The sequence below is a fragment of the Shewanella sp. 0m-6 genome (assembly GCF_052977325.1).
Genome location: NZ_JBRIMD010000026.1, coordinates 1 through 14448, shown reverse-complemented (window position 1 = coordinate 14448; position 14448 = coordinate 1). Strand labels below are relative to the sequence as shown.

9 protein-coding genes and 1 pseudogene are annotated in these 14448 nt (G+C 41.8%); 4 read left to right on the top strand and 6 right to left on the bottom strand.

All coding sequences use genetic code 11. The features are described from left to right. Positions 1-47: 47 nt before the first annotated feature. From ACVBJC_RS16640 to prmB, 5 genes are all read right to left on the bottom strand, one after another. The gene (locus ACVBJC_RS16640) at positions 48-317 is read right to left on the bottom strand and encodes a YfcL family protein (RefSeq protein ID WP_447162030.1); all 270 of its coding nucleotides are present in this window, start codon (positions 315-317) and stop codon (positions 48-50) included. A 149-nt stretch (positions 318-466) separates the two neighbouring features. Beyond that, positions 467-1591 carry an ATP-NAD kinase family protein gene (locus ACVBJC_RS16635; RefSeq protein ID WP_447162029.1) on the bottom strand — a complete coding sequence of 375 codons (1125 nt, stop codon included), beginning with the start codon at positions 1589-1591 and terminating at the stop codon, positions 467-469. Between the two features lie 120 nt (positions 1592-1711). Further along, positions 1712-2875, bottom strand: a complete 1164-nt coding sequence (locus tag ACVBJC_RS16630) for an MFS transporter (protein WP_447162028.1) — start codon at positions 2873-2875, stop codon at positions 1712-1714. Continuing rightward, positions 2875-3969: a chorismate synthase gene (gene aroC, locus ACVBJC_RS16625; protein ID WP_447162027.1), complete on the bottom strand. Its 1095-nt coding sequence runs from the start codon at positions 3967-3969 to the stop codon at positions 2875-2877. The genes ACVBJC_RS16630 and aroC overlap by 1 nt, the downstream gene beginning before the upstream one ends. A gap of 139 nt (positions 3970-4108) precedes the next feature. Beyond that, positions 4109-5053 carry a 50S ribosomal protein L3 N(5)-glutamine methyltransferase gene (prmB, locus tag ACVBJC_RS16620; protein WP_447162026.1) on the bottom strand — a complete coding sequence of 315 codons (945 nt, stop codon included), beginning with the start codon at positions 5051-5053 and terminating at the stop codon, positions 4109-4111. Between the two features lie 79 nt (positions 5054-5132). Between prmB and smrB the strand changes: the two genes are divergently transcribed. After that, positions 5133-5663, top strand: coding sequence for an endonuclease SmrB (gene smrB, locus ACVBJC_RS16615; RefSeq protein ID WP_447162025.1), 531 nt, complete (start codon positions 5133-5135; stop codon positions 5661-5663). A gap of 95 nt (positions 5664-5758) precedes the next feature. Here the strand turns inward: smrB and sixA are convergent, their stop codons facing one another. Next, positions 5759-6229, bottom strand: coding sequence for a phosphohistidine phosphatase SixA (sixA, locus tag ACVBJC_RS16610; RefSeq protein ID WP_447162024.1), 471 nt, complete (start codon positions 6227-6229; stop codon positions 5759-5761). 370 nt (positions 6230-6599) lie between these two features. Between sixA and ACVBJC_RS16605 the strand changes: the two genes are divergently transcribed. From ACVBJC_RS16605 to ACVBJC_RS16595, 3 genes and pseudogenes are all read left to right on the top strand, one after another. Continuing rightward, complete coding sequence (locus ACVBJC_RS16605) at positions 6600-9389, top strand: insulinase family protein (protein WP_447162023.1); 2790 nt, start codon at positions 6600-6602, stop codon at positions 9387-9389. A 297-nt stretch (positions 9390-9686) separates the two neighbouring features. Further along, on the top strand, positions 9687-13970 hold the full coding sequence (locus ACVBJC_RS16600) for an EAL domain-containing protein (protein ID WP_447162022.1): 4284 nt from the start codon (positions 9687-9689) through the stop codon (positions 13968-13970). A 113-nt stretch (positions 13971-14083) separates the two neighbouring features. Beyond that, positions 14084-14448 (top strand): annotated as a pseudogene (locus tag ACVBJC_RS16595) (hypothetical protein); the annotation flags it as partial.

Here is a 14448-nt window from a genome sequence, read left to right as displayed (position 1 = left end):
ACTCTATCACTCTAAATATTCACCGTGTAAAACCCAAGGCTAAAGGGTTATGCTGCCAACTTTGCACTCAGCTGAGTCCAAGCATCGCTCACTAATGCATAATCATTGTCATCTAGCTCTTCTCTTGCCAGAGCCAGACAGTCAGACATTTTCACTTCAAGTGCGTCCATTCCCTGCTCACTCTCTGCTTCTAGCTGAGACAACACAACAGCAAAATGACCTTGTAAATAGCCACTTGCAAATAACGCATCATCATCACCTTCGGCAACAATGCTTTCAATCCAGTCTTGTAATGTTTGCTCGTACTTCTCGATCATCGAGGGCTCCACATTTTTTATTGTAGACTAGCTGTCGACACTTTCGGCATCTAGTCAAAACGTTCATTTAAAATTTACAGCAGTCGCTGCACATCAGTTGCCAAATATCATTTAATCGATGCGATAACGGCCAAACTGATGGGTATTGTTTATTCAGCTAAATCAGGGTTTGCGACCTGATACATCACGTAATCGTGATAACCAGTAATCACTTTATAATACCCCGTAAGCGCTTTATCTAATTCAGGGTCGCCACTATCCACAATTAATGGCCTGCCTTCAAGTGCTTTTAGCTTAGTTTTTGTCGCTAGGATAATAATATTGTCTTTTCCTACACGCCGGATAAGCTCTGGGCTGAGTTGCTGATTCCCCCGCCCCAAGATATGCCCTTGGCCACCAATGAGTGTAATAAAGAGTTTAATCGCTTTATTTTCAGTGAGCAGTAGAAGCTCTGAGGCAGACTGATCGCTAGCAACTACGTCCTGCTGTTGAATAACATCGACCCCTAGCAGAGTGTTATCAAGCCCTAACTCGCTCATTACTGCGGCAACTGTGCTACCCGAGCCCATGATGCAAAGATTATCTTCCATCTGCTCAATCGCTTCGGCTGCAATGTCGGCAAGCACCAGCTCATCGGTCTCTTTGCCGCCCATTTTAACCGCTTGCACATACCTAGGTTCTGCCGGCACTAGCATTTCGCCATATCGGCGCGCACGCACCACGCCCGTTCTAAACGCGGCTTCATCGATATCCATAACATCGGCGCTCATCAAGCTGACTAAGTCTCCCTCTAGTAACATTTTCACGACAATGCCTGACGCATGTGGAGTTATGCCGTATACGCCTGAATGGATTTTAACACCTGCGGGTACACCTAGAACGGGAATGTTGTCGTCGGCAATGGCGTACACATCTCGCGCCGTACCATCACCACCGGCAAAGAGCAGTAAGTCTAAGTTTTCAGCTAACAACTCACTGACTACTCTTTGTGTATCTTGAGCCTGTGTCTCGCTCGGCGCTTGGTAAACCACCCGTGTAGTAAAACCCATCTCTTTTGCAAGCTTCTCTCCCATATCGCCTGAAGCGGTTATGACCTCAATACGTGCTTTATAGGGTTCGATAACAGCTAGGGCTTGCTGCATTCTCAGGTGAGCCTTAGGTACCGCGCCTTTAGCTATCGCCTCTGAAGCCACACCATCACTCCCTTTTAGGGCAACACTGCCGCCAAGGCCTGCAAGTGGATTAATAATTAACCCGAGACGAAACTTCCTCACTATTGATACTCCATTTTTAATGCTGACTCTAAACGGCCAATACGAACAGCTTGTGTTGGCTGTAAACACGACGGTAATTTTTACTGTAAACCTAGGCAGAAACCGGCCAAAACTAGCTTACTAGGCTATTTTCCCCTGCGTTTTAGGAATGAACAACACCGCCAACATAGACAAAAATGCACAGCCCGCCGCAAAGACCCAAGCCGACACGGCCCCAGAGCCATCTCCCCAGATAATGCCACATAGCCACGTACCTAATGCACCGCCCACGCCAAAACTTAAGCTGGCATATAGCGCTTGGCCTTGGCTTCGACGGCTAATATCAAAATGTTTATGCACAAACTGAATAGATGCGGCATGAGTTAAGCCAAAGGTGAAAGCATGCAATAGCTGACTGATACTAAGATATAGGATATTTTCAACGCCGTACGCCAGCAACAGCCAACGCACTGCCGTCAGACCAATACTGACCACCAGCAGCGTTTTAACCCCAAAGCGGCCTAATAACCTTGGGGCGTACATGAACATGACGATCTCAGCCATCACCCCAAGGGCGACGAAGATCCCTGCAGCAGATTCTGAATATCCCGCCTGTTTTAGATAAAGCACAAAAAAGCCATAAAATGGCCCTGCACTCATCTGTAGCAACATGGCTGAAACTAAGAACCAGATTAAGGCTTTATCAAACACCAGAGGCTTACGGATTTGATTTTTTTCTACAACGGCTCGATTAGACGGTAATGGCAGAGCACTAATTAGCATGCCGATAAATAATGTCATACCAATATAGGGTAAAATCTGTGGTCCCCAGTGTCCAATAGCAAAACCACCACTGACCACCAGCACGATATAGCCAACACTGCCCCAACTTCTAATCGCACCGTATCGATTCGCGTCATCACCTAACGTTTCAAGAGTGATAACCTCAAGCTGCGCTAATATCGCGTTCCAAAAAAAAGTATACACGGCTAAGCTAATGGCTAAATAAGCTAAACCGCCATCATAGAAAAAGGTGAGATAACTTAATGCTGCAGCGCCGGCACCGATTTTAATTAGCTCGGAGCGCATCCCGGTTTTATCGGCAACAATGGCCCATAAGTTCGGCGCGATGATCCGCGTGCCCATTAAAATTGCGAGTAAGAAGCCTATTTCTTGAGCGTCAAAACCTCGACTATCAAAAAAAACGCCAAGATAAGGCACCATGATGCCAAGAATAGAAAAGAAAAAGAAATAACATGCACAGAGCCAGCGTAATTGCTGCTCTGTGCTCTTAGGTTGAAACATTAACGCATTCCGATAATAGGTGTACTGCTATTCACATCCATATTTTGCGCGCGGTGACGTAAGAGGTGATCCATCAATACGATTGCTAACATGGCTTCTGCAATCGGTACCGCTCGAATACCGACACAAGGGTCGTGACGACCTTTAGTCACTACTTCAGCAGTTTCACCTTGAGCTGTCATACTTTCACCAGGCACGCTGATACTTGAAGTGGGTTTCATCGCAATATGGGCAACAATTGGCTGGCCTGATGAAATGCCGCCTAAAATACCGCCAGCATGGTTTGATGCAAAGCCTTCAGGTGACATTAAGTCTCGGTGCTCTGAGCCTTTTTGATTAACCACTTCAAAGCCATCGCCAATTTCAACGCCTTTTACCGCGTTGATCCCCATTAGGGCATGAGCGATATCGGCATCAAGTCGGTCAAAAACTGGCTCGCCAAGTCCTACAGGTACGCCCATGGCAACCACTGACACTTTAGCGCCAATCGAATCACCACTCTTTTTAAGATCGCGCATATACTCATCTAATGAATCTAACTTTGATACATCAGGGAAGAAAAAAGCATTTTGCTCTATCTGTGCAAAATCGACAGTCTCGGCGGAGATTGGACCTAGCTGTGACAGATATGCATGAATTTCAACGCCGTGAACTTGCTTCAAATACTTTTTAGCTACGGCACCTGCTGCAACGCGCATTGCGGTTTCACGGGCAGATGAACGCCCACCACCACGATAATCGCGTTGACCATACTTTTGTTGATAGGTGTAATCTGCATGTCCTGGACGGAACAAATCTTTAATATTTGAGTAATCTTTGCTGCGCTGGTCGGTGTTTTCAATCAACAAGCCAATTGAGGTGCCTGTTGTTTGCCCCTCAAATACGCCTGAAAGAATGCGTACTTCATCAGGCTCGCGACGAGCGGTGGTATAGCGTGATGTGCCTGGGCGGCGTCTATCTAAGTCGTGCTGCATATCAGCTTCTGTCAGCTCAACCCCTGGAGGGCAGCCGTCGATAATGCAACCAATAGCGACACCGTGGCTTTCACCGAATGTTGTTACTACGAAGTTTTGACCAATACTGTTTCCCGACATTCGCTTTATCGCCCTCTATCTCGTTATTCTAATTATCATTTACCCGCGCTGTGTCGGTAAATTTCCTATTCAATACCAATCTAGGTGTAGGAGTACAAATTGGTATTAAAGCCGCAGGCAAGCCTGCGGCTAGAGTCTATTATTCACTATCTTTGTAGATAACGAAAAGTGATTCATTTTCAACTAGCTGGTCGCGCGTTAAGATAAACACACCGTCGCCACCATTTTCGAAGTTAACCCAAGTGAACGGCACATCTGGGAACTGCTCGTTCAAATGCACCATTGAGTTACCCACTTCAACCACTAGCAGGCCATCTTCGGTGAGATAGTCAGCAGCATTGGCAAGAATACGCTTAGTCAGATCTAAGCCATCACGACCTGATGCCAAACCAATTTCTGGTTCATGATGATATTCATCAGGCATATCACCGATATCTTCAGCATCAACATAAGGCGGGTTCGACACAATTAAATCGTAGTGAGGGCCTTTGGGAATAGCAGAGAATAGATCTGATTCCATTGGGAATACTCTGTCCATCACCTCAAGCGTCTCAATATTGATTTGCGCAACTTCTAGCGCATCAACACTGATGTCTAATGCGTCGACTTCAGCATCTTCAAACTCATAAGCGCAAGCAATAGCAATACAACCACTGCCGGTACAAAGGTCAAGTACACGGTTAACTGGCTTGTTGTATAACCAAGGACTAAAGCGATTTGCGATTAGCTCTGCAATCGGCGAGCGAGGAACAAGTACACGCTCATCCACATAAAACTCTAACCCAGCAAACTTTGCTTTATTAGTTAAGTATGGAACGGGCAGACGCTCTCTTACGCGGCGAATGATAAGCTCAACGATTTTATGCTTTTCACTGCTAGTTAAGTTTGAGTGAAATACTTGCTGACCAATTTCTTCCGGCAAATGCAGCGCATGGAATACTAACGCGATGGCTTCATCCCACGCGTTGTCAGTACCATGCCCATAGTAAATGTTTGCATCATTAAAACGACTGACACCCCAACGTAGCATATCGCCAATAGTGCGTAATTCTGTTACCGCTTCATCAACAAAAATCTTATCCAAAATTCACTCCAACTTTTTAATTCCGATTCATTGTAACTGAACTCTATTCATATGGCATCGGATTCAATAAAATAGAGAGATGAATAAAAGCAAAGATAATGATGATTTGGCTCTTTTTGCTGAGCTTACAAAAGGCATGAAACCTTTTCAGCAAAATAAGCGCCATTTCACTACGGCTCCTAAAGACCGAAAAATAATTGAAGAGAAAGAACAGCAGCTACATGCAGATAGCTATTTCTCTGACACCTATCAGCCCCTTTTGCCGGTAAACGGCCCGATGAAGTGGGCCAGAGATGATGTGGACAGCTATGAGGTCAAACGCCTACGCCGTGGTGACTACATGCCCGATCTACTATTAGATCTGCACGGTATGCGCCAAACCGAGGCCAAACTAGAGCTTGCCGCATTAATCCAGGCCTGCATCAAACAGCAGAGCCATTGCTGCTGCATTATGCATGGCCATGGCACCGGTATTTTGAAGCAAAATATCCCAATGTGGCTTGCACAACATCCCCATGTAAAAGCCTTTCATCAAGCGACCAAAGAATGGGGCGGCGATGCGGCCTTGTTGATTCTTATCGACATTGGTGACCAACCCTATCGCCGCTAATACATAAGTGGATAAAAATCAGCCAATAAAAAAGTGAGTCTTCTATATATTAGAATGACTCACTTTTTTATAGTGCTAACCCCGTTCAGTTCGCGTTAGCTAATTGAGTGCGGCGCGTGCTGCCAAACCAAGGTATTTCGGTTATTTTGTCTTTCAATCAAGGTAACTCCCGAAGTGGCAAACAACGGCGGCTCGATACCTGGAACCAATTCACTCACCAAATAACCTAATAGCGGCATGTGAGCTAACACTAACACATTTTCTGCCTTATATTGCTCAGCGTAGGCAAGTACGAGATGAGCGACTTGCTCAGGATCTCCCGAAGGCACTAATTCGTCTAAGGTTATCCATTTAGAAGGCTCTGGAAAGTGTTTGCTGACCTCTTGCCAGCTTTGCTGCGCCCTTAAATAAGGGCTCACTAGCACTAAATCAAATTGCTTGATAGTGAGTCCTAACCAATTACTCATCAGTTGGGTGTGGTGACGTCCGTTATCAGTGAGTGTGCGTTCTCTATCAGAATGAGCGCTATAACCCGCTTCTCCGTGACGCATTAAAAATAGCTGCATGCTGCTGGCTACTCCCGATTCTTTATTGTTATGCTTTAATTGTAGTCCGAATCCATGCGCCAACATACCGTTATTTAGTTATTAATTAGTCGAATAGATATCTAGCAACTAAAATGTTTTTTAAAAGGCTAAGCGCTTTAGCTGAACGAGAGTGACAATTTTTAGCCAAAAATCAGTTTATTTTTAAGTTTACAGCCGTTGTGTTTGAAGATACGCCAAAATGATGGCAAGTTAACTCAATAAATTGAATTAACAATATTTTACTCAAACAGTTACTACTCAAAGCGTTACGTTTATTGGTTTTGCCTAAATGTTGGCACGGAAGCGGCTTAGTCACCCACTTGCCTCTTCCAGATACTGGAGTCATACCTTGCCCAAAGCTAAACAGATAACAACCAGCCCAAATGATCACAGACACTATCGCCATTTAACACTTAAAAATGGTTTATCTGTACTACTGGTTGAAGATCAAAAAGCCACTCAAGCAGCGGCATCGATGGCAGTGGCGGTTGGCCACTTTGACGATCCTATCGCACGTCCTGGTATGGCACACTTTCTTGAGCACATGCTGTTTTTAGGTACCGAGAAATATCCTGATTCTGGGGAGTATTCTGCATTTATCAATCAGCACGGCGGAACCAATAACGCCTGGACAGGTACAGAACACACTAACTTTTTTTACAGTATTCACGCTGACCAGTTTGAAAATTCACTCGATAGATTTAGCCAATTCTTTATCGCGCCACTGTTTAATATCGATTTAGTAGATCGAGAACGGCATGCCATTGAATCTGAATTTAGTATGAAGCTAAAAGATGATATTCGCAGAGTATACCAAGTACAAAAAGAGACGGTGAACCCAGCGCACCCTTTTTCAAAGTTTTCAGTAGGTAACCTCAAGACACTAGCAGGAGAAGAGAGTCTGTTAAGGCAGGAACTACTTGATTTTTATCAAGCCAAATACTGCGCCAGCGTGATGACCCTGTGTTTAGTTGCGCCAAAATCATTGGATGAACTTGAGTCACTCGCTATACAATACTTTAATGAGATTAGTGATCACGCTCCTGTCGAAAACTACCCAGATGTATCGATTTATCTACCAGAGCAACTGCAAGCTCAAATCAACATTTTGCCTCTTAAAGAACAAAAGCGTGTCGCAATTACTTTTGCCCTCCCCGCTCTAGAACCGTTTTACCAACACAAGCCGCTGACTTTTATCAGCCATTTATTAGGCTATGAAGGTAAAGGAAGCTTATTGTCCTATTTAAAAGAACGAGGACTTGCCAATAACCTGTCCGCCGGTGGCGGCGTTAACGGTTACAACTTTAAAGACTTCAATATCAGCATTCAGCTTACAGACCGCGGTCTTGCAGATTTACATACTGTTATTGAATCAACATTTGAATATATCGAGTTAATCCGTACTGAAGGTTTACAAGCATGGCGCTACGATGAAAGGGCTGCCTTACTAAGAGTTGCATTTCAATATCAGGAACAAGTTGACTCTCTCGATTTAGCCAGCCACTTGAGTATTAATATGCATCATTATGATGTTGAAGATATTATTTACGGTGATTACCGTATGGACGGCCTCAGAATAGCGGAAACTGAACAGCTTTTGGCACTTATGGTACCGTCTAACATGCGACTACAGTTAATTGCTGCAGAGCTAGATACCAATAAAAATGCCGCTTGGTATCATTCCCCTTATCAGATAAAAGCAATTCCAAGCAAAGATATTAGCCGTTGGTCAAAGCCTGTTATCCGTGACGAGCTTTGTTTACCGCCTAAAAACCCTTTTATCAATAAAGAGTGTGTTGCTCGACCCGATAAGAGTCAATCGGCAGTACCCACAGTAGTTGCACAAAAAGCGGGTTATCGTATATGGCACCGTAAAGACGATGAATTCAATGTACCTAAGGGTCATTTGTATCTGTCACTTGACTCGGCTCAAGCTGCTGCATCTCCAAGGCATGCCGCATTGACCCGACTATACGTTGAAATGTTACTCGACTATTTAACAGAATATACCTATCAAGCAGAAGTGGCGGGCCTCAGTTATAATATCTATCCCCATCAAGGGGGGATCACCCTGCATCTAACTGGTTTCACAGGCAAACAAGAAGCCCTGCTTGAGCTGGTTATCGCAAAAGCCAGAGAACGTAACTTCACCCAAAGCCGTTTTGATCTAATTAAACGTCAAATTTTACGTGCTTGGTATAATCAGTCTCAAGCCAAGCCAATCTCACAGCTCTTTACCAGCCTAACGGTAACCCTACAAAAGCGCAGTTTTGAGCCTTCAAGAATGGCTGAGATCCTCGAAGAAATCACCCTCGATGATCTACATGATCATGTTAAAAGCTTCTACGAGAAAATTCATTTAGAGGGACTCGTTTATGGTGATTGGCTAAAGAGTGAAGCCAAAGTGTTAGGCGAGCGATTAGAAAGAATCTTGTCGCTAGTAACAACCCCGAGTAAAGAGTCATCTCGTGAGCTTATCGACCTGTCAAACAAAGGCAGTCTGTTACGTGAGATCCCTGTTTCTCATCCAGACAGTAGCATTATTGTGTACTACCAGTCCGATGTTGCGACGCCTGAAACCATGGCACTGTTTAGCCTGCTAAACCACACCATGTCGTCGACCTTCTTTCATGAGTTGCGAACCCAGCGTCAACTAGGCTATATGGTCGGTACAGGCTATCTCCCTTTAAACCGCTACCCCGGTATTATTTTCTATATTCAATCTCCCACCTCTGGACCTAAGCTATTGCTAGAAGCAATAGATGAGTTTATTGCCGACTTTGCTTATGCCGTTTTGCAAATAACCAATGAGCAGTGGGAATCAACTAAACTCGGTCTCATCAATCAAGTGCTAGTAAAAGACTCGAGCCTTAAAGTTCGTAGTCAACGTTATTGGTCGAGTATCGGCAATAAAGACTACAAATTTAATCAAAGAGAGTGTGTTTCAGAGCAAATAAAACAGCTCACTCGTGCTGATTTGATCAAGTTTATTATGCAGAAGATGCGTACAAAACACTGCGATCGCTTGGTCTTGTTTAGTACTGGTGACTCACATTTAGAGCAGCCACCTTTAGAATCAGACAAAATGATCACTGATCTGCGAGCATTTAAGCAAGGTGCACAGCAATTTGATTATTAGAACATTTACTTAATAAAAATATTTAATAAACATGCAATTATGTTCAAGCACACCTTTTAGCTTAAACACCATAAAATTCAACTTAACACAGGCCTTTCATCTAAAAAGTGACACCTAAGCAAGGTATTACTCTGCCAAGGCAACGATATAAAGTTTAACTTACATATGGACATGAGAGGTAAGAATGATTATCAGCTACATTTACCACCCAAGGTTTTGACAATGCAGTCACTTTCTGAAAAAGTGGGGATAACAAACAGTTGCCTGTCAAAACTGGCTAATAATTAAACAAAAAATATGCCTAAAACTCTATTAAAAATAGCGACTTTCCTCCTCTTTACCATTTTTATGGCAAATTCCGCTGTCGCGTTAACGCTTAACTCCATTTCTTTAGGTGTCCCGGACGGTTTATCCCAAAGCAATGTCACATCCATTGTTGAAGATGCTGATGGCTACATCTGGATTGGAACAGTTAATGGCCTTAACCGATATGACGGTAAAGAGTTCCGCCATTATTTCCCCTCGCCTGAAAACGAGTTACCTAGCGCATTTATTCGCAGCCTGTTTATCAGTGAGCAAGGTGTGATGTATATAGGTACAGATAAAGGCCTCGCTGTTTATGATCGAGATAAGGATCGAATTGCTTCTCTGAAGTCAGATAGTTTCATACACGATCAAGCTATTTGGTCTATCTCACATAGTGAAAACTTGATATTAATAGGAACAGAGAACTCTGTTTATGTCACTCAAGAAAGTTCAATAAAATCGGGGCTTGAATTAATCAAGTCTTATAGCGACAACTTTAGCGGTGTTAAACAAGCTCTATTCTTTAAAGATGAATTATACATAAGGACTTATTCAGGAGAAGTTAAATCAATAACAAAAAACTACACTATCGAAAACATTGATTCAACGGCATTAAAGGTATTAAACAATAGATTAATCAGCCTTACTAAAGAAGGTGTTTTCGAAATAAACAAATCATCTATTACTAAAGTAAACGACTCTAACTTCCTCGGTATCTCTTACGGCGATAAAAACTACGCATTGAAAAAAAATACTATCTACGACCTATCAATACTCGAACAGCCACTCTTGATAGGTCAGCTTCATCTTGAATACAAAGAGCTAAACCTTTCTAGAGTTAATATATTTAGAGGAATAAGCAAAACCTTCATCGCCAACCAGAATGAAGGGTTTATCATTATAGACGATAGTTACAACCTAATTAAAAATGTCACCAACAACCTTGGTAACGTATGGTCTATATCAAAGGATGAAAGCGAAAATATATTAGTAACAACCGAAGACAGTAAATTGTTACTCTATGATTCCAACTTTAAAATAATAGAACAGTATGAAACAAACATACTAGGAAATAAAACCGCCACAACAGTTGGAAACACTATTTTCATAGCTAGCAGTGAAGGCCTTCACTCCGTCAACAAAAAAAATGGCGAATTATCTAAAATTAACAATGGCTCTTACTTTTTAATAAAAAAGCTAAGTGACAATAAAACTATTGTAGCGGGTTCTTCCAATGGTTTTCTTTTAAAATACAACACTAAAAATAAAACGTCTAAACTTACTGAAATTGACTTAAGCAACCCTATTTTTGATATTATGGAATTGAACAATTCTATTTACATAGGTACACAAGGAGGTTTATCTAAGCTTGATGGGGACATTGTTCAAAAAATTTATGACGACCAGTTTGTAACAAGTTTAACGGTTGCTGGAAACTCTTTGTTTTTCGGAACAAATACAAGTATTAACCAATACAACCTTTCACAGAACAGCTTTAGTACTTTATACTCAAATAACAAACCAATATTCTCACTAGTTATCGAAAATGAGAAATTATACGCTTCATCAATAAATGAGATCATCGTACACAATTTAACCAACGCTACTACATCAATACTAACTAATGAACTAGGGGTTCAAGAAGAATACAATCTCCAGTCAATTTTAAAAAATGAAACAGACATATATATAGGCGGAATATCTGGGGTTAGCAAAGTTACTCTAGACAAAATAAACTCATATTTAGAGAATAATACTCCCCCAACAACCAACTTAACTGAACTGTCTATTTTCAATATAATTCAAAAACCTAACGGTTCCATACTTGAAAAAAAAATATCTCATACAAATAAAATAAAGCTAAAATATTCTGATTACCCATTTTCTTTCACTTTTAGCAGTCCAGGTAGCCCATTTAAAAACATTGATTACGTTTATCAAATGCAAGGCCTTTCTGGTACCTATATTCACTCAAAAGGAACTAATTCGGCTACCTACACCAATTTATCTCCTGGCGATTATCAGTTTTCAATCTATGCTATCGACCCTGTTACCGGAAAACATGGAGAGGTTCGTAAGTTAGATATTGAGATTACCCCCCCTTGGTGGCTCTCGACGACAGCCAAGTTTATCTATTTTCTATGCTGCTTATTCGTTTCAATATTAATTGTGAAAACAATATTACGTCGCCGAGAAATTCAAATCCAAATAGCTAAGAGCGAAGAACGTTTAAAGCTTTCTTTATGGGGTAGTGGCGATGAAATGTGGGACTGGGACATTGAAACTGGCCAGATTTATCGCTCAAATATTTGGGGATCATTGGAATTCCCTCAAGATGGTCAACGCTCTGGCAGTGAGGGAGAAGAGAGTAACATTCATCCAATGGATCAAGAGCGCGTTCGTGAAGCATTAAACAAACATTTTTACGGCGAGACAGATCATTTTGAAGCCGCCTATCGTGTTAAAGGTAAGAATAATGAATGGGTTTGGATTTTAGACAGAGCAAAAATCGTAGAGCGTGATGAAGATGATAATGCCCTACGAATGACGGGTACAATTAAAAATATCAGTAACTTTAAGCAGGCTGAAGAACAATTAAGGCTATTTGAGCGAGCAATTCAGAATATTTCCGAAGGTATGTTCATACTGGATCGAGACTTCAAATTTGTAGAAGTTAATGAAGCATGCTGTGATTTGGTGATGCAAAGTAAAAACGATTTTATTGGTAGTCTATTTAATTTCGATCTTTACCCAGACAGTTACTCGGAACAGATCCGCACCATTTTGAAACAGCAGGGGCGCTGGAATAACGAAGTCGAATCAACTCGTGGCAACGGTACTAGCTTTTTAATGGAGCTCTCTATCGATGCTATATATGATGAACAAGGTGAACTGTCTCACTATGTAGGGGTATTTTCTGATGTCAGTCGTCGAAAACAGCAAGAAGAGGAGCTGAGAAAGCTCACCAATAATGACCTGTTAACTAATCTCCCTAACCGTTCCAACTTAATGGTAACCCTAGGTAACTTAGTAAAAAGAGACTCTCACCATACGTTAATGGTACTCGATTTAGATAATTTTAAGAAAATTAATGATTCTTTAGGTCACCAGGTCGGTGATGAATTACTTATTCAAGTGTCAGAGCGAATTCAAGTCGCCGTCCCTAGCCATACTAGTATATATCGCCTTGGCGGAGATGAGTTTGCCATCCTAGTTGATAAAAACCCCGATATTGGTACCAGCGCAATCATAGCTAAAAATGTCATTCATGCTTTCGAAGCACCTTTTGATTTAAGTAAAGAAAAAGTCGTCGTGGGTTTAAGTATCGGCATTGTGCTGTACCCAGAAGATGATCAAAATGAACAAGCATTGTTAAGAAAAGCAGACATTGCCATGTATCATGCAAAATCTGCTGGTGGTAACCGATATCAGTTCTACTCAGAGTCGCTTAATAAGAATGCAATCAGACAGCTTGAAGTTGAGAACCTCATTAGAGAGGGGCTCAAAGATGATCTATTTGAAGTCTACTATCAACCAAAGGTCGACCTTAAAACTGGCCATATGGCGGGCATGGAAGCATTAGTTCGCTTAAACCACCCAGAACACGGCCTCATTCCACCTAATAAGTTTATTCCACTTGCTGAAGAGAATGGCCTAATTGTCGAAATTGGTGATCTTGTGTTGAAAAAGGCTTGCTTTGCTGCGCAAAAATGGCGTTCACAAGGTTTATTTAACGGTCGAGTCGCCGTCAATTTATCGTCAAAACAGTTCGCATTACCTGATTTACAACAGCGAATTGAGTCAATTTTACGTCTAACTCAATTACCAGCCGCTAATCTTGAACTGGAAATAACAGAAGGCACCGTTATTAAAGAGCCTGAAAAAGCCATTAAAGTTATGCAGCAATTATCTAAAATGGGGGTCAGTCTAGCCCTCGATGACTTTGGTACGGGTTACTCTTCCCTCTCTTATTTAAAACGATTCCCTATCCACACGCTAAAGATAGATAAGGCTTTTGTGGATGATATTGATAAATCTGACCGTGATTTAAAAATGGTTGATTCAATTATCACTATCGCCCATAACATGGGGCTTTCAGTCGTTGGCGAAGGAGTCGAAGATGCTTCTCAGCTCAGTATATTACGCGCGTTAAAGTGTGAAGAGATCCAGGGGTATATTTTCAGCAAAGCGGTTACAGAACCTGAATTTACTCAGCTACTGCTCAACGACACCACCGAGCACCCCATCTCACAACTTAACGCAAAGAGAGGTTAACAAGGCAAGTCAAAGCGCACACACAAAACAAACATTGGCACAACAACTGCAACAACCTTCTCATAAGTCAAAAAATATTACTTTATATTTAAAACTCTACGAGAAGGTACACAATGAAAACAATTATTAAAGGTTTAGTTACTTCATTAGCATTAACATGTTCAATTTCAGCTGTAGCATCTCAAAATAGCGTAGACATACCAAATTACCAAAATAATCCTATTACTCAGGCTATCCAATCTAATCTGCTCTCAGGTATTCCAAACATCAAGTTTAGGCCTGTCCAAACTGCTGGTATCCCAAACATCAAGTTTAAGCCTATACAAACTGCTGGTATCCCAAACATCAAGTTTAAGCCTGTACAAACTGCTGGTATCCCAAACATCAAGTTTAAGCCTGTCCAAACTGCTGGTATCCCAAACATCAAGTTTAAGCCTGTACAAACTGCTGGTATCCCAAACATCAAGTTTAAGCCTGT